Annotated in this window: 16 protein-coding genes; 6 read left to right on the plus strand and 10 right to left on the minus strand. The window is 72.0% G+C overall.

Going from position 1 to position 18,961, the window contains the following annotated elements:
• Positions 1-22: 22 nt before the first annotated feature.
• A complete protein-coding gene (locus ACH4U7_RS14570) occupies positions 23-487 on the minus strand; it encodes a Zn-ribbon domain-containing OB-fold protein (protein WP_398528294.1) in 465 nt (154 codons plus the stop codon).
• A complete protein-coding gene (locus ACH4U7_RS14575) occupies positions 484-936 on the minus strand; it encodes a DoxX family protein (protein ID WP_398528295.1) in 453 nt (150 codons plus the stop codon). Before ACH4U7_RS14575 ends, ACH4U7_RS14570 begins: the two co-directional genes overlap by 4 nt.
• A 177-nt stretch (positions 937-1,113) precedes the next feature.
• On the opposite strand from ACH4U7_RS14575, the gene ACH4U7_RS14580 reads away from it, so the two are divergent.
• From ACH4U7_RS14580 to ACH4U7_RS14595, 4 genes are all read left to right on the plus strand, one after another.
• Positions 1,114-2,268, plus strand: a complete 1,155-nt coding sequence (locus tag ACH4U7_RS14580; RefSeq protein ID WP_398528296.1) for a flavin-containing monooxygenase — start codon at positions 1,114-1,116, stop codon at positions 2,266-2,268.
• A gap of 204 nt (positions 2,269-2,472) precedes the next feature.
• Positions 2,473-4,704, plus strand: a complete 2,232-nt coding sequence (locus ACH4U7_RS14585) for an acetate--CoA ligase family protein (RefSeq protein WP_398528297.1) — start codon at positions 2,473-2,475, stop codon at positions 4,702-4,704.
• Between the two features lie 97 nt (positions 4,705-4,801).
• Positions 4,802-5,626: an enoyl-CoA hydratase/isomerase family protein gene (locus ACH4U7_RS14590; RefSeq protein ID WP_398528298.1), complete on the plus strand. Its 825-nt coding sequence runs from the start codon at positions 4,802-4,804 to the stop codon at positions 5,624-5,626.
• A gap of 166 nt (positions 5,627-5,792) precedes the next feature.
• Positions 5,793-6,458 (plus strand): flavin reductase family protein, encoded by a 666-nt coding sequence (locus ACH4U7_RS14595; protein ID WP_398528527.1) that lies wholly within the window; start codon positions 5,793-5,795, stop codon positions 6,456-6,458.
• Between the two features lie 319 nt (positions 6,459-6,777).
• On the opposite strand, the gene ACH4U7_RS14600 is transcribed toward ACH4U7_RS14595, so the two are convergent.
• Entirely contained in the window at positions 6,778-8,094 is a 1,317-nt protein-coding gene (locus ACH4U7_RS14600; protein WP_398528299.1) for an MFS transporter, read from the minus strand.
• Positions 8,095-8,200: 106 nt separating this feature from the next.
• Between ACH4U7_RS14600 and ACH4U7_RS14605 the strand changes: the two genes are divergently transcribed.
• The gene (locus tag ACH4U7_RS14605; RefSeq protein WP_398528300.1) at positions 8,201-9,211 is read left to right on the plus strand and encodes a GlxA family transcriptional regulator; all 1,011 of its coding nucleotides are present in this window, start codon (positions 8,201-8,203) and stop codon (positions 9,209-9,211) included.
• A 23-nt stretch (positions 9,212-9,234) separates the two neighbouring features.
• On the opposite strand, the gene ACH4U7_RS14610 is transcribed toward ACH4U7_RS14605, so the two are convergent.
• The 4 genes from ACH4U7_RS14610 to ACH4U7_RS14625 form a co-directional block, all read right to left on the minus strand.
• Positions 9,235-10,284 (minus strand): Zn-dependent alcohol dehydrogenase, encoded by a 1,050-nt coding sequence (locus ACH4U7_RS14610; RefSeq protein ID WP_398528301.1) that lies wholly within the window; start codon positions 10,282-10,284, stop codon positions 9,235-9,237.
• 146 nt (positions 10,285-10,430) lie between these two features.
• Positions 10,431-11,954 (minus strand): aldehyde dehydrogenase family protein, encoded by a 1,524-nt coding sequence (locus ACH4U7_RS14615; RefSeq protein WP_398528302.1) that lies wholly within the window; start codon positions 11,952-11,954, stop codon positions 10,431-10,433.
• Complete coding sequence (locus ACH4U7_RS14620; protein ID WP_398528303.1) at positions 11,951-13,210, minus strand: acyl-CoA dehydrogenase family protein; 1,260 nt, start codon at positions 13,208-13,210, stop codon at positions 11,951-11,953. The genes ACH4U7_RS14615 and ACH4U7_RS14620 overlap by 4 nt, the downstream gene beginning before the upstream one ends.
• Positions 13,211-13,296: 86 nt before the next feature.
• Positions 13,297-14,208, minus strand: a complete 912-nt coding sequence (locus ACH4U7_RS14625; RefSeq protein WP_398528304.1) for an SDR family oxidoreductase — start codon at positions 14,206-14,208, stop codon at positions 13,297-13,299.
• Between the two features lie 111 nt (positions 14,209-14,319).
• Between ACH4U7_RS14625 and ACH4U7_RS14630 the strand changes: the two genes are divergently transcribed.
• Complete coding sequence (locus tag ACH4U7_RS14630) at positions 14,320-15,246, plus strand: cyclase family protein (RefSeq protein WP_398528305.1); 927 nt, start codon at positions 14,320-14,322, stop codon at positions 15,244-15,246.
• A gap of 312 nt (positions 15,247-15,558) precedes the next feature.
• Here ACH4U7_RS14630 and ACH4U7_RS14635 read toward each other — a convergent pair whose 3' ends face one another.
• From ACH4U7_RS14635 to ACH4U7_RS14645, 3 genes are all read right to left on the minus strand, one after another.
• Positions 15,559-16,122, minus strand: a complete 564-nt coding sequence (locus tag ACH4U7_RS14635; protein ID WP_398528306.1) for an ATP-binding protein — start codon at positions 16,120-16,122, stop codon at positions 15,559-15,561.
• A 507-nt stretch (positions 16,123-16,629) separates the two neighbouring features.
• Positions 16,630-17,712: an acyl-CoA dehydrogenase family protein gene (locus tag ACH4U7_RS14640; protein WP_398528528.1), complete on the minus strand. Its 1,083-nt coding sequence runs from the start codon at positions 17,710-17,712 to the stop codon at positions 16,630-16,632.
• A gap of 8 nt (positions 17,713-17,720) precedes the next feature.
• Positions 17,721-18,884: an acyl-CoA dehydrogenase family protein gene (locus ACH4U7_RS14645; protein WP_398528307.1), complete on the minus strand. Its 1,164-nt coding sequence runs from the start codon at positions 18,882-18,884 to the stop codon at positions 17,721-17,723.
• Positions 18,885-18,961 lie beyond the last annotated feature (77 nt).

Genomic DNA, 18,961 nt, shown 5'->3' on the forward strand with positions numbered 1-18,961 from the left:
CCTTCCGGCCGCACCCGGCCGGTCACGCGGCGGGGCGGAAGACGGGGATCGCCGGGGCGCCCTCGTGCGCGGCGCGGAAGTCGACGCGCAGATCCATGCCCACACGCAGATCCATGTCCGTGCGCAGGTCCATGTCCACACTCTGGTCCAGGCCCGCGTGGCCGACCAGCTCGGTCATCATCCGTGGGCCCTCGGCGAGTTCGACGACGGCGGCGGTATAGGGGACACGCGCGCCGAATGGAGGCAGGTCGTTGCGGTGCACCACGGACCAGGTGTAGAGGGTCGCGCGGCCGCTCGCCCGCTCCCAGACGACGCTCTCGCTCCAGCACCGGGGACAGAACTCACGGGGGTAGTGGTGGGCTTGGCCGCAGTCCGCGCAGCGGCGGATCAGCAGCTGCCCCTGCGCGGCCGCGTCCCAGTAGGGGCGGGTGAAGTCGTCGATCTCCGGCAGGTCGAAGCGGGGCGTGCCCGCGGGGGGCGCGCTCACAGGAACAGCCCCCATGACTCGTCCAGCGCCCAGGTCTGCCAGCTCATGCCGAGGAGGGCGACCAGGGAGATGAGCACCATCATGGAGTTCTGCCCCTGCTCGGCCCAGTCGTGGATCATCAGCAAGAAGTAGAGCAGGTTCAGCAGCACGCCGCCGATCAGGGCGATCGGGGTGAGGAAGCCCAGGACCAGGCCGAGGCCGATGGCCAGCTCGGCGTAGAGGACGACATACGCCATCAGCTTGGGGCGGGACCCGACGACGGCGGCGAATCCGCCGCGTACGAACGCCCAGCGGTGCTTGGCGGCGATCCCGGCCGCCCAGGTGATGCCGGTGTTCCGTTCCAGCCAGGCCTTCTTGTCCTTGTGCCGCCAGCTCTCCAGCCACCACAGGCCGAGCCCGATGCGGAGCACGGCGAGCCATTCGGGCCCGCTGAGCCAGATCGTACGCATCTCTCCCCCCTCTCCGTCCGCCCCATCGGGCGCCGACGACACAATCTGACGGTACGTCAGTTCAGCGGACGCGGGCACAGGCGCGCAAGGGGTCGCGCAGCGGCCTGTGATCGATCCGCAACCGATTCGGAATAAATTTGTCGGAAACCTGTCAAATATCTGGCTACGCTCACGCCCATGGCCGACACCTTCCCCGAGCACTCCTCACCCGTGTACGTGATCGGCGCCGGCCCGGGCGGGCTCGCCACAGCGGCGGCCCTGCGCGAACGCGGCATCCGCGCGGTGGTCCTGGAGAAGTCGGAGGCGGTCGCCGCCTCCTGGCGCGCCCATTACGACCGGCTGCACCTGCACACCACCCGCCGCCTGTCCGCCCTCCCCGGGCTCGCGATCCCCCGTGCGTACGGGCGGTGGGTCGCCCGCGACGACGTGGTGCGCTATCTGGAGCAGTACGTCGAGCACCACCGGCTGGAGATCGTCACCGGGGTGGAGGTCTCACGGATCGACCGGGCCCCGGACGGCGAGGGTTGGGTGCTGCGGGCCACGGGCGGGCGGGCGCCCTCCTCGCCCGTCGTGGTCGTGGCCACCGGTTACAACCACACCCCGCGCGTGCCCGACTGGCCTGGCCGGAAGACCTATACCGGCGAGCTGCTGCACGCGAGCCGCTACCGCAACGCCCGCCCCTACGAGGGCCGGGACGTCCTGGTCGTCGGCATCGGCAACACGGGCGCCGAGATCGCGGTCGACCTCGTCGAGGGCGGCGCGGCCCGGGTGCGGCTCGCGGTGCGCACCGTGCCGCACATCCTGCGCCGCTCCACGGCGGGCTGGCCCGCACAGGCCACCGGCATCATGGTGCGGCGGCTGCCCACCACGCTGGTGGACCGGGCGGCGCGGGTGATGAACCGGCTCACCATGCCGGACCTCGCCGAGCACGGACTGCCCTTGCCGGAGACCGGCCTGTACACCCGGGTGCGCCAAGGCGCGATCCCGGTGCAGGACGTCGGCCTCATCGACGCGGTCCAGGCCGGGAAGGTGGAGGTGGTGGCGGCGGTCGAGTCCTTTGAGGAGGACAAGGTGGCGCTCGCCGACGGCTCCCGCATCAGCCCCGACACCGTGGTCGCGGCGACCGGCTACCGGCGCGGCCTGGACGACCTCGTCGGCCACCTGGACGTGCTCGACGCGCGCGGCAAGCCGCTGGCCCACGGCCCGCGCACCGCCCCCTCGGCTCCGGGCCTGCACTTCACGGGCTATACGAACCCGATCAGCGGCATGTTCCGCGAACTCGCCATCGACGCACGCAAAATCGCCAAGGCCATCGACCGCACATCGGCGTGATATCGCCGCTCTCGCCCGGCGTGACCCCTGGATCCGCCGGGCACCATCACCTCACCGCCTCAAGAGCGGCCCCCGTCACCCTGCGTTTTGTCCACGCACCCCCATTCCTGACATGGTGTCAGTTCCGTTAATCTGACTCCTGAGTAATCTGACTGGACGTCAGCTATCTGGCTTGTCGCCAACGAGCAGGAGTGGCGGATACCGATGCTTGGATCGACTCACGGCACCCTCACCACCAACTCCCGTCACGCCCGCGTCGCCGCCTGCGGCCGGCCTCCCGGCCCCGCCGTCCATGTCCACGGCAGATCGGCGGCCGCGGAGGACGTGGACGTCAGCGGCCGCCCGCTGCACTCCGGCGTCCCCGATCTGGACCGGTTCTTCCGCCCCGAGTCGGTTGCCGTCATCGGCGCCTCCGACGCCGAGGGCCGCCCCAACACCGGCATCACCCGGCAGCTGATCGCCTGGGCCGAGCGCGTCGGCGCGCGCCTGCACCCCGTGCACCCCTCCCGCTCCGCCGTCTTCGGCCTCCCCTGCGTCCCGTCCGTGGCCGATCTGCCCGAACCGGTCGACCTCGCCGTCCTCCTCGTCCGTGACCCCCTCCCGCTCGTCGATGAACTCGCCTCCGCCAAGGTCAAGTTCGCCGTCGCCTTCGCCTCCGGCTTCGCCGAGACCGGCGCCGAGGGCGCCGCCGCCCAGGCCCGGCTGTCCGCCGCCGTACGGCGCGGCGGACTGCGCCTCCTGGGCCCCAACACCAACCTCAACGCCTTCGAGGAGTTCCGGGAGGACCTGGAAGGGCCGGCGATCGCCCTCATCACCCAGTCCGGGCACCAGGGCCGCCCCGTCTTCACCCTCCAGGAGCTGGGCATCCGGCTCAGCCACTGGGCCCCCACCGGCAACGAGGCCGACCTGGAGACCGCCGACTTCATCTCCTACTTCGCCTCCCGGCCCGAGGTCGGCGCCATCGCGATGTATGTGGAAGGGCTCAAGGACGGGCGCAGCTTCCTGCTGGCCGCCGACCGCGCCGCCCGCGCCAAGGTGCCCGTCGTGGCCGTCAAGGTCGGCCGCACCGAGACCGGGGCCCGCACGGCCGCCTCCCACACCGGCAAGCTGACCGGCTCGGACGCGGTCGTGGACGCGGCCATGCGGCAGTTCGGCGTGATCCGGGTCGACGGCCTCGACGAGCTGCAGGACACGGCCGCGCTGCTCGCCCGCGCCCGGCCCCCGCGCGCCGAGGGCGTCGTGGTCTATTCGATCTCCGGGGGCACCGGCGCCCACTTCTCCGACCTCGCGACGGCCGCCGGGCTCCCGCTGCCCACACTCGGCGCCGAGAAGCAGGCCGAGCTCCACCAGTGGATACCCGACGACCTCAGCGTCGCCAACCCCGTCGACAACGGCGGCCACCCCGTCGGCGACTGGCGCGGCCGGAAGATCATCGACGCCATCCTCGCCGACCCGTCCGTCGGCGTGCTGATCTGCCCGATCACCGGGCCGTTCCCACCGATGAGCGACAAGCTGGCGCAGGACCTGGTCGACGCGGCGGAGGAGACGGACAAGCTGGTGTGCGTGGTGTGGGGCTCGCCGGTCGGCACCGAGGCCGCCTACCGCACCACCCTGCTCGGCTCCTCGCGCGTCGCCACCTTCCGGACCTTCGCCAACTGCATCACCGCCGTCCGTGCCTATCTGGAGCACCATCGCTTCACGGCCGGCTACCGCTCCCCCTTCGACGACGCCCCGCGCACCCCCTCCCCCTCGGCCCGCAAGGCCCAGGCGCTGCTGCGCCCGGGAGAGCAGCTGAGCGAGCACGCCGCGAAGCAGCTGCTGCGGGCGTACGGCATCCGGGTGCCGCGCGAGCAGTTGGTGACCAGCGCGGCGGCGGCCGTCCGCGCCGCCGGCCTGGTCGGCTACCCCGTCGCCATGAAGGCCTCCGCGCCGCAGCTCGCCCACAAGACCGAACTGGGCCTGGTCAGGCTCGGGCTCACCTCCGCGAGCCAGGTCCGCGACACCTATCGGGACCTGACCGACATCGCCCGCTACGAAGGCGTCGAGCTGGACGGCGTGCTGGTCTGCCAGATGGTCGAGCGCGGTGTGGAGATGGTCGTCGGCGTCACCCACGACAGCCTCTTCGGACCGACCGTCACCGTGGGCATCGGCGGGGTGCTCGTCGAGGTGCTGCGGGACACGGCCGTACGCGTGCCGCCCTTCGGCGAGGACCAGGCGCGAGCGATGCTCACCGAGCTGCGCGGCCGGGCCCTGCTCGACGGCGTACGCGGCATGCCCCCCTGCGATGTGGACGCCCTGGTCGAGGTCGTCCTCCGCGTCCAGCGCATGGCCCTGGAGCTCGGCGACGACCTCGCCGAGCTCGACGTCAACCCCTTGATGGTGCTGCCGCGCGGCCAGGGCGCGGTGGCCCTCGACGCCCTGGCCGTGTGCCGCTGAGGCACCCGGCCCGCGCGCCCGGCCCTCCACCCGAGTCGGTGCCGCCGCCTCGCCGCCGTCCACCCCGGCCACGGCCCCAGCCCAAGGGAATTCCCCCATGACTTCCTCCCCCGAAGAATCACCTGAATCCGTTGTACGGCACGCCACTGACAACGGCGTGGCGTGGATCACCCTCAACCGCCCGGCCGCGATGAATGCCATCACCCCTGACCAGCGCGAACGCCTGATTTCGCTGCTCGACGACGCCTCCGCCGACCCGGCGGTCGGGGCCGTGGTGATCACCGCCACCGGCAAGGGCTTCTGCGCCGGGGCCGACCTGCGCGGCGGTGCCCGCACGGGCCCCGGCGGGGACGAACGGGTCGCCGGCGATGTGGCCCGGCTGATCCGGCGCGGGGCGCAGCGGCTCATCGCCGCCGTGCTGGACTGCGAGAAGCCGGTCATCGCCGCCGTGAACGGGACCGCGGCCGGGCTCGGCGCCCATCTCGCCTTCGCCTGCGATCTGGTGATCGCCGCCGAGTCGGCCAGGTTCATCGAGGTCTTCGTACGCCGCGGGCTGGTCCCCGACGGCGGCGGCGGCTATCTCCTCCCGCGCCTGATCGGCCCGCAGCGGGCGAAGGAACTGCTGTTCTTCGGCGATTCGCTGTCCGCCGCCGAGGCCGAGCGGATCGGCCTGGCCAACCGGGTCGTCCCGGACGGCGAGCTGGCCAAGACCGCCCGCGAGTGGGCCGAGCGCCTGGCCGCCGGCCCGACTCGCGCCATCGCCCTCACCAAGCAGTTGGTGAACGGCTCGCTGGAGGCCGATCGCGCGGCCGCGTTCGCCGCCGAGGCGGCGGCCCAGGAGATCAACATGACCACGGCGGACGCGCAGGAAGGCGTTCGCGCCTTCGCCGAGCGCCGCGCCCCCGAGTACCGGGGCCGCTGACTACCGGGCCGCTGACTACCGGGCCGCCGAAGGGAGCGGAGGGAAGCGAAAGGGCTTGTGAAGGGAGTCTTGTGAAGGGAGTCGACAGGCCTTCGAAGGGCACCTTCCGGGACTTCCCATCTGACGCGGCATCAGATTCAATGGAATCATGATGGGACACGCCGGGATGGCAGCCACCGCGGTCCGCTATCTGCGCTCGGTCGGCTCGCCGGCCGCCGCCACGCGCCGCGACGACCCCCTGGCGCGGGCGGCCTCGGCGCCGCACCGGCCCGGCCGTCCCGCCCTGCGCGCCGTGCGCGCGGACGAGCGTCTTCCGCTGGACCCGGCGGAGTTCCGGCGGGTGCTCGGCCACTTCGCGAGCGGCGTCACGGTCATCGCGGCCGTGGACGAGGAGGGCCCGGCCGGGTTCGCCTGCCAGTCCTTCTCCTCCCTCTCCCTCGACCCGCCGCTGATCGCCTTCATGGTCGCCCGTACGTCCACGACCTGGCCGCGCATCGCCCGCGCCGGGGCCTTCTGCGTCAACATCCTGGGGGCGGACCAGGGTGAGCTGTGCCGGGGCTTCGCGGTGAGCGCATCCCGGCGGCCGGACAAGTTCGCCGGCGTCCGGCACCAGCCGACCCCGGCGACCGGCTCGCCGCGGCTCGCGGACGTCCCCGCGTGGATCGACTGCACGGTCCACGCCGTGCACACCGGCGGCGACCACCTGGTGGTCGTGGGCCGCGTCCGTGCCCTCGGCACGGACGACCTCACCGCCCGGTCGGGCCCTCTCCTCTTCCACCGCGGCGAGTTCACCACGCTGGCACCGCACGGCCAGGACCGGGCTCAGCCCTAGGGCCCGTCTTCAAAGGGGCGCCCTGCTCACGACGCCACAGTGACATCAGCCTCCCCCAGCTACCGCTGGGAGGTGCCCCCTGCCGCGGCGGGCGGCACCTCGCCGCGTTGTCGGAACCGCCCGCCACGCCGCGCCAGCGGCACATCGACCGCAGCGCCCGGTACGAGGGCCCGCGGCGGCAGCCGCCGATGTCACAGCCTCCGCCTTGCGATGCTCCCCCAGCTACCGCTGGGAGGTGCCCCCTGCACCAGACGCCGCTCGCGGCCGGACGCCCCCTTTGAAGACGGACCCTAGCTAGGCCCTGTCCGGGCGACAGGACCTAGGCGATGCGGGGGACCTCCTCCCGCTCCCGCCGAATGACCAGGGCCATCAGCGCGGCCACCGCGCACAGCGCGCCCGCGCTGTACCAGACCATGTCGTACGACCCGAAGGTGTCCCGCGCCACGCCTCCGACGAAGGCGATCACCCCCGCGCCCACCTGGTGCGAGGCCAGCACCCATCCGAAGACGATCGCGCTGTCCTCGCCGTAGTGCTCGCGGCACAGCGCGATGGTGGGCGGCACGGTCGCGACCCAGTCGAGCCCGTAGAAGACGATGAAGAAGAGCATCGGGGGGTGCACGGAGTCCGACAGGAGCATCGGCAGAAACATCAGCGAGAGCCCACGCAGCGCGTAGTAGACGGCGAGCAGCCGCCGCGCGTCGAACCGGTCGGTGAACCAGCCGGAGGCCACCGTGCCCACGATGTCGAAGATCCCGATGACCGCGAGCAGGCTGGCGGCGGCCGTCACGGGCATGCCATGGTCGTGCGCGGCGGGCACGAAGTGCGTCTTGACCAGGCCGTTGGTGGAAGCGCCGCAGATCGCGAAGGTCCCGGCCAGCAGCCAGAACGGGCCGGTGCGCGCGGCCGAGAGCAGCGCGGTGATCGCCCGGCGGGCCGCTCCCCGCTGCGGTGCGGGCTTGGGCGCGGGCGGCCCGTCGGCCCCGTACGCGGCCAGCCCCACATCGGCCGGGTGGTCGCGCAGCAGCAGCCAGACGAAGGGGACGACGGCGAACGCGACGACCGCCACCGTGACCGCGGCCGGGCGCCAGTGGTGGTGCTCCACGATCCACGACAGGGCGGGCAGGAACACCAGCTGCCCGGACGCGCCTCCCGCCGTGAGAATGCCGGTGACCAGGCCGCGCCGCTCGACGAACCACCGATTGGTGACCGTCGCGGCGAAGGCCAGCGCCATGGAGCCGCTGCCGAGGCCCACGAGGACTCCCCAGCACAGGACGAGCTGCCAGGCTTCGGTCATGAAGACCGTGAGCCCGGCCCCTACGGCGATCACCGTCAGCGCGCAGGCAACGACCTTACGGATGCCGAAGCGATCCATAAGGGCGGCGGCAAACGGCGCGGTGAGCCCATAGAGGGCGAGATTCACGGACACCGCGAAGCCGATCAGCCCCCGCGACCAGCCGAACTCCTCGTGCAGGGGGTCGATCAGCAGACCGGGGAGCGAGGCGAAGCCGGCCGCGCCGACGATCGTCACAAAGGTGACGGCGGCGACCCACCACGCACGGTGAATCCTCCGCCGCCGGGCGGGAAGGGGTTGCTCGTCCTGACCTGGAGTCCCTGGGAGTTCGGTTGTCTGCGTCACCTGACCAGCATCAACGCTGCGATCGGCCCGTACGAGTGGCCCGAGAGACAGCATTCGTTAGGATCGGGCCACGAGATATGCACTGGAGGCCCGTATGCCCTCGTCCATGGACGCCGACAGCCGGCACCGGATCGCCGTGCTGGTCCTGCCCGGTGTGATCCCCTTCGAGCTGGGCATCCCCTTCAGGATCTTCGGCGGGGCCCGCTCCGCGGAGGGCGAACGCTTCTACAAGGTGTTCAGCTGCACTCCTGAGCCCGGCGAGGTGTCGACGGACGCCGACTTCCCGATCGTCGTCGAACGCGGCCCCGAGGCGCTGGCCGAAGCCGACACCATCGTCGTACCCACCAGCTACGAGATGGGGCAGGTCTATACGGAGGGCACACTTCCGCCGGCGCTCGCCGCCGCCCTGCTCCACGCCCGGCCCGGCGTCCGCTGGATGTCCATCTGCACCGGCAGCTATGTGCTCGCGGCCGCCGGGCTGCTCGACGGCCGCCCCGCCACCACCCACTGGCGGAGCTCCGCCCACTTCCAGACCCTCTTCCCCTCCATCGCGGTCGACCCGGACGTGCTCTTCGTGGACGACGGCGATGTGCTCACCTCCGCGGGCGTCGCCTCGGGCATCGACCTGTGCCTGCACGTCGTGCGGCGCGATCACGGCGCGGCCGTCGCCAACGAGGTCGCGCGGCGCAGCCTGGTGCCGCCGTACCGCGACGGCGGCCAGGCGCAGTACATCGAACGCCCGCTCCCCGAACCGCAGCAGGCGACCACGACGACGGCGCGCGCCTGGGCGCTGAGCCGCCTGGAACGCCCGATCTCGCTGCGCGAGTGGGCCGACCAGGAGTCGATGAGCGTACGGACCTTCACCCGCCGCTTCCGCGAGGAGGTTGGGATCAGCCCCGGGCAGTGGCTCGTACAGCAGCGTGTGGAGCGGGCCAGGCATCTGCTGGAGGGCACCGATCTGTCGGTGGACCAGGTGGCGCGGGACGCGGGCTTCGGCACGGCCGCGTCGATGCGGCAGCACCTGCAGACGGCGCTCGGCGTCTCGCCCACGGCCTACCGGCGCACCTTCCGTGCCACGGCCATCGGTGCCATGGCCGACGCCTTCGGCGGCAGGTAGTCCCGCGGGCACCAACGCAGCGATCAGAACGTGAGCACGGCCCGCGCCACCCGGCCCGCCCGCGCGTCGTCGGAGGCCTTGGGGAAGTCCTCGACGGGGTAGGTCTGGGTGACCAGTTCGTCCAGCAGCAGCCGGCCCTGGCGGTAGAGGTCCGCGTACAGCGCGATATCGCGCTGCGGCCGGGCCGAGCCGTAGCGGCAGCCCAGGATGGCCTTGTCCAGATACATGGAGGAGACCAGGAAGGACGCTTCGGCATCGGCGGGCGGCACGCCGAGCAGCACCGCCTGGCCGTGCCGGTCGAGCAGGTCCACGGCCTCCCGGATGAGCCGGGTGCTGCCGACGCACTCGAAGGCGTGGTCGGCGCCGGACGGCAGGATCTCGCGGGCGGCGGCCGTCGAGGCGATGAAGTGCGTGGCGCCGAACTGCCTGGCCAGCGCCTCCTTGGCGGGGTTGGAATCGACGGCGACGATCGGCCCGGCCCCGGCGATCCGGGCGCCCTGCAGCACATTGAGCCCGATTCCGCCGGTGCCGATGACGACGACCGACTCGCCGCGGTCGACCCGGGCGCGGTTGAGCACGGCGCCGACGCCGGTGAGGACGCCGCAGCCGATGAGGGCGGCCGAAGCGAGGGGGATGTCCTCGGGAATCCTGACCGCCTGCACGGCCTTGACCAGCGTGCGCTCGGCGAAGGCGGAGTTCGAGGCGAAGTTGTACAACGGCTGCCCGGCGCGGCTGAACGGCTTGCCCGGCCTGCCGATCGCCTTGCGGCACATGGTGGGGCGGCCGCGGCCGCAGTCGGCGCAGGTCCCGCAGTTGGCGATGGTGGTCAGGGCGACATGGTCGCCGGGGGCGACATGTGTGACGCCGGCGCCGACCTCCATCACCGTGCCCGCGCCCTCGTGGCCGAGCACGACCGGGACCGGAAAGGGGATGGTGCCGTCGAGGACGGACAGATCGCTGTGGCACAGGCCCGCTGCGGCGACGCCGACCAGCACCTCACCTGGGCCGGGCGCCCGGATCTCCAGGTCGTCGACCACGCGAGGTTCGGTGCCGTCGAAGATGACGCCTCTCATCACCACTTCACCACTCTCTTTTCCTGTCGCACGTCTGCCCCTGCTTCTCAGGACCGCTCAGTACTGCTCCGGCCTGCTCCGACCTGCTCCGACCTGATCAGGACTGATCAGGACTGCTCAGGCTTCTCGGGAAGCCCGGACCACTTTCAGGAAGCCCAGACCACCGACTGAAGTTCGCTGTACGCGTGCAGGCCGAACGAGCCGCCGTCGCGGCCCACCCCGCTGTGCTTGAAGCCGCCGAACGGCGTCTCCGGGTGGCGCTGGGCGGTGTTGATGCCGACATTGCCGCTGCGCAGGCGGGCGGCGAGGGCCCAGGCGCGGCCCGCGTCGGCGCTGAAGACGTAGTCGTACAGGCCGTACGGCGTGGAGCAGGCGATACGGACCGCCTCGTCCTCGTCGTCGAAGGGGAGGGCGACGACGACCGGGCCGAAGATCTCCTCCTGCGCGACGGTCATACCGGGGGCCGCGTCGGTGATCAGGGTCGGGGCGACGTAGAAGCCGGGCTCGACCGCGGGGCGTTCGCCGCCCACCACGATCCGGGCGCCCTGGTCACGAGCCCCGGCGAGGTACGCCTCGACGCGGTCGCGCTGGGCCGCGGAGATCAACGGGCCGACGATCGTGGAGTTATCCACAGGGTCCCCGACGATCAGTGACTTCGCATACCGTGTGAGTGCGGCGATGACCTTCTCGTACAGCGATCGATGGACGAGCACACGGGTCGGCGCCGTGCAGATCTGCCCGCTATGGAAAGACCAGGTCGAACCGACCGCCCCGACCGCCGACTTGATCACGGACTCGTCGGCGTCCCCAAGGACGATGGCCGCGCCCTTGCCCCCCAGCTCCATCAGGGTGCGCTTCATCGAGTGGCCTGCGGACTCGGCGATCCTCTTTCCCACGGCGGTGGAGCCGGTGAAGCTGACCATGTCGACGCCCGGGTGCGCCACAAGTGCCTCGCCCACGGCCGCGCCCGATCCGGTGACGACATTGAAGACACCGTCCGGGAGCCCGGCCTCCTTCAGCAGGGGGCCGAGTTCCAAACAGCACAGAGGGTCCTGCGGGGCCGGTTTGGCGACGACCGTATTACCCATCGCCAGGGCTGGGGCGACCTTGCCCGCGAGGTTGGCGAGGGGGAAGTTGTAGGAGGTGATACAGCCCACGACACCCACGGGGCGGCGGACGGCGGCCGCGCCGATGAGTCCGCCGGGGGCGAGGGGCGAGGCGGCAACGGGCAGGGGCGCGAGCGGGACCGTGTCCGGCTCGACGGCGCCTCGCGCATACCGCCGGAAGCGGTCGGCGGCCGGGGGCACCTGCATGGCCTTGGCGACGCGCATCGTCGCGCCCGTCTCGGCCTGGGCCAGCGGGATCAGCTCCCGGGCGTGCTCGGCGATCAGGGTGGCGGCGCGGTCGAGCACGGCGGCGCGCTCATGGGGGGCAGTGCGCGCCCACCCCTCGTAGGCGTCCCGTGCCGCGCTCACGGCGGCGTCGACGTCGGCCGCGTCGGCCTCCGGGGCATGGCCGACGATCTGCTCGGTGGCGGGATTGACGACCGGATAGTGCCCCTGCCCGGGCCGCCGCCGACCGCCCCCGATCCAATGCCCGTACGCCGTCTGCCGGCCCACCCTCTGCCCGTCCGCCTTCTGCCCGTCCGCCGTCGGCCCGTAGGTCTTCATCCGCGTGATTCCTTAGGGAGGTTGAGAACGCGCTCGGCGATGATGTTCCGCTGGATCTCATCCGAGCCGCCGTAGATCGTGTCGGCCCGGGAGAAGAGGAAGAGGCGCTGCGCGTCGTCGAGTTCGTACGGGCGCTCGGCGGTCCACCGCCCGGGGCCGAGGGCGGCCGCGGCGCCGCGTATCCGCACGGCCAGTTCGCCCAGCCGCTGGTGCCAGCCGCCCCACAGCAGCTTGGCGACGCTGGGCGCGCCGGGGCCCGATGCCTCGCCCAGGGTCCGCAGCGCGTTCCAGCGCATGGTCTTCAGCTCGGCCCACTGCTCGACAAGCCGGTCGCGCAGTACGGGGTCGTCGGCGGCGCCCGTGCGCAGCGCCAGCCGGACGACCCGGTCGAGCTCCTGGGCGAAGCCGATCTGCTGGGCGAGGGTGGAGACGCCGCGCTCCACGGCGAGCAGGCCCATGGCCACGCGCCAGCCCTGGCCGGGGCCGCCGACGAGGTGTTCCGGGCGCGCCACCGCGCCGTCGAAGAAGACCTCGTTGAACTCGGCGTCGCCGGTCAGCTGGCGGATCGGGCGCACTTCGACCCGTCCGGGCTGGCCCATCGGTACGAGAAGAAAGGAGAGACCATGATGGCGTTGTGAGCCGTCCTCGGTGCGCGCCAGGACAAAGCACCAGTCAGCTTCCTGGGCGAGGGAGGTCCAGATCTTCTGCCCGGTGACGCGGTACGTGCCGTCGCCCGGGTCGCGGACGGCGCGGGTACGCACCCCGGCGAGGTCCGATCCGGCCTCGGGCTCGCTGTAGCCCTGGCACCACAGCTCCTCGCCGCGGGCGATGGGGGGCAGAAAGCGGGCGCGCTGGGTGTCGTTGCCGTACGCGAGCAGGGTCGGAGCGAGGAGGTTTTCGCCGATGTGGCCGAGCCGGGCGGGGGCCCCGGCGCGGGCGTACTCCTCGGCCCAGACGACCTGCTGGGTGAGGGTGGCGGGCTGGTTGCCGTAGGTGCCGTGCGTACGGTCCCAGCCGAGCCCGATCCAGCCGCCGGCGCCGAGTTCCCGCTCCCAGGCGCGGTGTGCGTCCGCCGGTGCCGGTGGGCCGTCGTGGTCGGCGCCGGACTGCGCCTGCAACTGCGCCTGCGCCTGTGGCTGTGGCTGTGGCTGTGGCCGCCGGGCGAGTTGGGCCGGGGCGTCGGCAACGTGCTCGTCGAGCCAGTCGCGGGCTCGGGTGCGAAAGCGTTCGTCCTCCGGTCCGAAAGCGAAGTCCACGGCTTCTCCCGTCTCCCGTCTCCCGACCCGCTCCCCCGGCCGCCGCCGGCCGCCGCCGGGCGGTGCCCCCGCCCCGCGGGTGCGGGTCACGCGTTGGGGCGTTGGCCCTTGGCCGCCGCCTTGGCCATGGCGTCGAGCTGAGCGAGCATCGGCATGGGGTCGGTGCCGACCGTGCCCGGGAGGAAGTCGGCGATCTTCTCCGGGGTCCAGGCGCCTTCCGCGTATCCCGCGCGCAGTTCCCGGGGCTGGGCCCAGACCGCGATCTTGGGGCCCGCGATCGTATAGACCTGTCCGGTGATCTTCTCGTCCCGGGCCCGTTCGCTCAGCAGATAGACCACCAGCGCCGCCACGTCCTCCGGCTCGCCGATCTCCTTGAGCTCCATGGGCACATTGGCGGACATCCGCGTCCGGGCGACCGGTGCGACGCAGTTGGCGGTCACCCCGTACTTGTGGAGGCCGAGTGCGGCGCTGCGTACCAGGGAGATGATCCCGCCCTTCGCGGAGGCGTAGTTGGCCTGCGCGACGCTCCCCTGGTGGTTGCCGCTGGTGAAGCCGATCAGGGTGCCGGAGCCCTGCTTGCGCATCACCGCGGAGGCCGCCCGGAAGACAGTGAAGGTGCCCTTGAGATGGGTGGCGACGACCGGGTCCCACTCCTCCTCGGTCATGTTGAAGAGCATCCGCTCGCGCAGGATCCCGGCGACGCACACCACGCCGTCGAGCCGTCCGTAGTGTTCGAGCGCGGTGTCCACGATCCGCTGTCCGCCAGCCATGGTCGAGACGTCGTCGGCGACGGCCACTCCCGCTCCGCCTGCCGCCTCGATCTCCTTGACCACCGCCTCGGCGACTTCGCTGCTGGGTTCGCCGCCCTCGATCGACACCCCGTAGTCATTGATGACGACCTGGGCTCCTTCGGCCGCGCAGGCCAGTGCCACGGCTCGGCCGATGCCCCGCCCGGCCCCGGTGACGGCGACCACCTTGCCGCCCAAGAAGTTGCCCACGTCGCGTCCCCTCCCGGAGTTTCTGACGGTCCGTTAGATTTTTGAGCAGACGCGGCCCGAGTACAACCCCCCGAGCGGAATCCCGCCCGGAAGCCGAACCGAGGAGGTTTCATGACTCTGCCGCCCGAATTCCACGACATCGCCAAGCGCATCAACAACTGGGGCCGCTGGGGGGAGGCGGACGAGATCGGGACGCTCAATCTGATCACCGACGAGGTGGTCAGGAGCGCCGCGGCGGCCATACAGAGCGGCCGCCGCGTCCCGCTCGCGGTCCCGCTCCAGCAGGACGGGGTGCAGACCGGCGTGATCCCGGGCCGGGTCAACCCGCTGCACACCATGATCGCCGTCAATCTGGAGATATTCGGCCCGGACACCGTGGCCACCAGCGACGACGCCGTGACGATGGGGCTACAGGCGGGCACCCACTGGGACGGGCTGACCCATGTCTCGCACTCGGGTCGGATCTACAACGGCCGCCCCGCCGACTCCGTCACCCCTCATGGGCGCGCCACTTTCAGCGGCATCGACAAGGCGCGGCACATCGTCTCGCGCGGCGTGCTCCTCGATGTCGCCCGCGCCCACGGACTCGACCGGCTCCCCGAGGGGCATGTCGTCACACCCGAAGACCTGGACGCCGCCGAGGCGCTGGCGAAGACCACCGTCCGCCCCGGCGATATCGCGCTGGTGCGCACCGGTCAGATCCAGCGCTATCTCGCGGGCGAGAAGGAGGCTTATGCCTTCCCCTCACCCGGCCTGTCCCTCCGTACCCCCGAGTGGTTCCACGCCCGGGACGTGGCCGCGGTGGCCAACGACACCCTCACCTTCGAGATCTTTCCCCCGGAGATAGAGAACCTGTGGATGCCGGTCCACGCCCTCGATCTCGTGGAGATGGGTATGCAGCAGGGCCAGAACTGGAATCTGGAGGAGTTGGGGCAGGCCTGCGCCGAGGAGGGGCGCTACACGTTTCTGCTGTCGGCCACACCTGAGCCGTTCGTCGGCGGCGTGGGGAGCCCCGTCGCGCCCGTGGCGATTCTGTGACCCGTGGCGATTCTGTGACCCGTGGCGTCTCATGACGCGCCGCGGTTCCGTGACGCGCGGCCCACGGGGCCGCGGCCCCGCCATACAGCGGGGCGAGGGGCGGGTCTGTCGGGCGGCGGTGCGCTCATGCACACCCCGAGCACGGCACGGCGCACCGCCACCCGGCTCCGGCGCCGATGCCCTGTCACGCGCCGGGCAGCGACCCGCACTCGCCAAGGAACCGCCCCGTGAGCACACGGCTCACAGGAATCACAGAGCCCTCGGCGTCCCCTCGCAACGAATCGCTGATCCTAGAGTGATCAAGCCGCCACATCACGTCAACACCTGGTCTGGACTTTGTCGACTACACCCGATTTGTGATGGCGTATGAGAACCCGCATGCCCCGTCAGGACCGGTTCTTCATGACTTCCGTACCCCCCATGACCCCCACGGGCGCCCCGGTCCACCTCGCACCAAATGCGCTTGCCCGCGCCCTCCGGATGCCAGCCCCAGCGGTCCGCCAAGCCGTCGACCAGTTCAAGACCGCGCCCGTTGGTGGCCTCTTCGCCCGCGCACCGCCGCCGCGGCGCCCGGCCGCTGGCGTCGGCGACCTCGACCCGGACCGTACCGGAGCCCGGCCCCCGCCCCCCGCGGCCGCCCGCACCGGGCCCGCCGCCGTCGCCCTGCGCGGGGAAGAGCATGCGCAGCACCGCCGGACAGCCCGTGTGCACCACGGCGTTGGTCACCAGCTCCGAAATCAGCAGGATCAGGGTCTCGGCAAGCGGCTCGTCCACCCCTATCCCGGACCCGGCGAGCCGCGAGCGCGCCCATCGGCGGGCCCGGCTCACCTCCGCGGGGTCGGGCCGGACCTCCATCTGCATCTGAAGCACCTGCACCGCTCACACCATCCGAACCGGCGGACACATCGCCTCGTACCTCCAAGAGGTCACGGAACGTGACTCTCCCCCAGCTACCGCTGGGAGGTGCCCCCTCCCAGCGACAGCTGCGAGGTACCCCCTTGCGAGACAGCATGGTTGACGTACAGTCACCCCAACAAGCGCTTCGGTCATATTCCAGCGCCAAGGAGTATGCGTGCGGCATACTGTGCGACGCGCGCCGTTGGGAGTCGAACACCGGGGCGCAGAGCCTGCGCACCCCGCGCGAGCGGGGCACATTGGCGTGCCCGGAGTCGCCCCATGGGCCACGCCGGGATAGTTGCACCCCAAAACCGTTCGCACGCAACGGAGAGTACCCGAGCATGGGCCCGACTCCCCCCTGTGACGAGTCACACCTAGGAAACAACCCGGTATCAACGCTCGGTCACCTCGAAGACTCTGAGGATTCCCCCAGGAATCGCGACACCTGAACAATTCAGGCGTATCCACGAAGTCGGGTCACAAACCTCATAAGCCGGCGAGCAGCCCGGCCGCAAGCTCCTCCTCGGCCTCGGCCGCCGTCTGCCACTGCTCGGCCCTCACCCAGGCCCGCTTGAGGTGCAGATGGACATCGGCCTCCCAGGTGAAGCCCATCCCGCCATGGATCTGCAGACAGTCCCGCGCGTTACGGACGGCGGCCTCGTCGGCGAGCAGCTTGGCGGCGGCCACTTCACCCGCGTCTTCGGTGACGGCGGCGGCGTAAACCACACTTCTGGCTGTTTCCGCGCGTACCAGCATCCCGGCGCACAGATGCTGTACGGCCTGGAAGGCGCCGATCGCCCGGCCGAACTGGGAGCGCTCCTGGGCATGGCGTACGGCCAGCTCGACCGTACGGGCCGCACTGCCCAGTTGCAGGGCGGCGGTCAGCAGCACCGCCTCGCGTCTGAGCCGGGCCGCGGAGCGGCGCCCGGCCGGGTCTGCGGCCGACCACCACTCCCCCCGGCCCGGACCGCCGCCACGGTCCAGCCGGTGCAGCGGCGTCGCCGGGTCCACGGACCGGATCGGCCGCGCGGAGCGCGCGAGTCCGGCCGCGGACCGCACGCCGATCCCCCCGTCACCCCCGTCATCCCCGCCGTCGCCCCCGCCGCCCCCGTCACCCTCGCCTCCATCGCCCTTGTCGTCGCCGATCACCAACACGGCATCCGCCGACGCCAAGTGCTCGACCAGCGGCCCGGCCGAGCCCGACGCCGCCTGCCCCGCCGCCTGCCCCGCCGCGTCCAGCGCCGTGACCACGGCCCGGCCCTCGGCCGCGCCCGCCACCACCCCGGCCGCCAGATGCGTCGCGACCAGGGGCCCGGTCAGCAGCGCCCGGCCCGCCTCCTCGAAGACCAGCACCGCCTCCGGCAGACCGAGCCCCACCCCGCCGTCCGCCTCCGCCAGCCGCAGCGCGAAGAACCCGGCCCCGCCCAGCTCCCGCCACAGCGCGCGGTCCACCGCGGGCGAGCCGGCGTCCACCACCGCCCGCAGCCGCTCCCGCGTAAACCGCCCCTCCAGCAGCTCGCGGACCCCCGCCCGCAGAACACGCTGGTCGTCCGTGAGCCGGAAGTCCACGGGCCCGCTCACCGTCCCTTCGGCAGGCCGAGGATGCGCTCGGCGACGATGTTGTGCTGGATCTGGGAGGTGCCCGCCGCGATGGTGTACGAGAGCGAGGACAGCCGGTCCGCCACCCACGCGTGGTCGGCGTCCAGCGCCTCCGCGCCCAGCACCTCGGCGGCCGCGTCGTACAGCTCCTGACGGACATGCGAATAGCGCAGTTTGAAGACCGAGCCGCCGGTGCCCGGCACCCCGCCGGTGCGCTGCGCCTCGCTCACGTTCCACTGGGTGAGCCGCCACAGCGCGGCGAACTCGGCCGCGAGCCGCCCCAGCCTGCGGCGCAGCACCGGGTCGTCCCAGCGCCCGTTGGCCTTCGCCTCGCGCGCCAGGGCCTCAAGCACCTGGCGGCAGGCCACGACCTCGCCCACGAACGCCGTGCCGCGCTCGAAGGAGAGGGTCACCATGGTCACGCGCCAGCCGTCGTTCTCCGCCCCGATCCGGTGGGCGACCGGCACCCGCACCTCGTCCAGGAACACCTCGGCGAACTCCGCGGTCCCGGCGAGGGTGCGCAGCGGCCGTACGGTGACCCCCGGCGCGTCCATCGGCATCGCCAGCCAGGAGATCCCCCGGTGCTTGGGTGCCTCGCCGCTGACAGGTGCGGTGCGGACCAGGAGTTCGCACCAGTCGGCGACCTCGGCGTGCGAGGTCCAGATCTTGCTGCCGGTGACGACGTACGAGTCGCCGTCCCGCACCGCCCTGGTGCGCAGCGAGGCCAGGTCGGATCCGGCCTCCGGCTCCGAGAAGCCCTGGCACCAGACCTCGTCCCCGCGCAGGATCGGCGGCAGCCAGCGCGCCCGTTGCGCCGCGTCGCCCTCGGCGGCGATGGTGGGGCCCGCGTGCAGCAGACCGACGAAGTTGGCGCCCACATAGGGCGCCCCGGCCCGTTCGGTCTCCTCCAGGAAGATCAGGTGCTGGGTGGGGGTCGCCCCCTGGCCGCCGGCGTCTTTCGGCCAGTGCAGCCCGGCGTACCCCGCGTCGTACAGCGCGCGCTGCCAGCCGCAGTCGTAGGCGCGGCGGCCGGGCCAGTCGGCGGGGTCCGGGGGATCCGGCAGCTTGGGCAGGACGTCGGCGAGCCAGGCGCGCAGCCGCCGCCGGAAGTCCTCCTCCGCCTCCGTGTAGTCGAGGTCCATCCGCGTCCCCTCGCAGACACAAATCTGACGCTACGTCAGATAAATCACAAGGCTAGCCCCGCGGACTCTGGACCGAC

Origin of the sequence: Streptomyces sp. NPDC020845, from assembly GCF_044334165.1 — a bacterium.
In the GTDB taxonomy this organism is placed as follows: domain Bacteria; phylum Actinomycetota; class Actinomycetes; order Streptomycetales; family Streptomycetaceae; genus Streptomyces.

Coding starts and splice junctions, on each gene's coding strand:
- ACH4U7_RS14580 (WP_398528296.1), top strand. CDS start 1,114: ATGGCCGACACCTTCCCCGAGCACTCCTCACCCGTGTACGTGATCGGC.
- ACH4U7_RS14645 (WP_398528307.1), bottom strand. CDS start 18,884: ATGGACCTCGACTACACGGAGGCGGAGGAGGACTTCCGGCGGCGGCTG.
- ACH4U7_RS14595 (WP_398528527.1), top strand. CDS start 5,793: ATGGCAGCCACCGCGGTCCGCTATCTGCGCTCGGTCGGCTCGCCGGCC.
- ACH4U7_RS14575 (WP_398528295.1), bottom strand. CDS start 936: ATGCGTACGATCTGGCTCAGCGGGCCCGAATGGCTCGCCGTGCTCCGC.
- ACH4U7_RS14615 (WP_398528302.1), bottom strand. CDS start 11,954: ATGAAGACCTACGGGCCGACGGCGGACGGGCAGAAGGCGGACGGGCAG.
- ACH4U7_RS14590 (WP_398528298.1), top strand. CDS start 4,802: ATGACTTCCTCCCCCGAAGAATCACCTGAATCCGTTGTACGGCACGCC.
- ACH4U7_RS14585 (WP_398528297.1), top strand. CDS start 2,473: ATGCTTGGATCGACTCACGGCACCCTCACCACCAACTCCCGTCACGCC.
- ACH4U7_RS14605 (WP_398528300.1), top strand. CDS start 8,201: ATGGACGCCGACAGCCGGCACCGGATCGCCGTGCTGGTCCTGCCCGGT.
- ACH4U7_RS14610 (WP_398528301.1), bottom strand. CDS start 10,284: ATGAGAGGCGTCATCTTCGACGGCACCGAACCTCGCGTGGTCGACGAC.
- ACH4U7_RS14630 (WP_398528305.1), top strand. CDS start 14,320: ATGACTCTGCCGCCCGAATTCCACGACATCGCCAAGCGCATCAACAAC.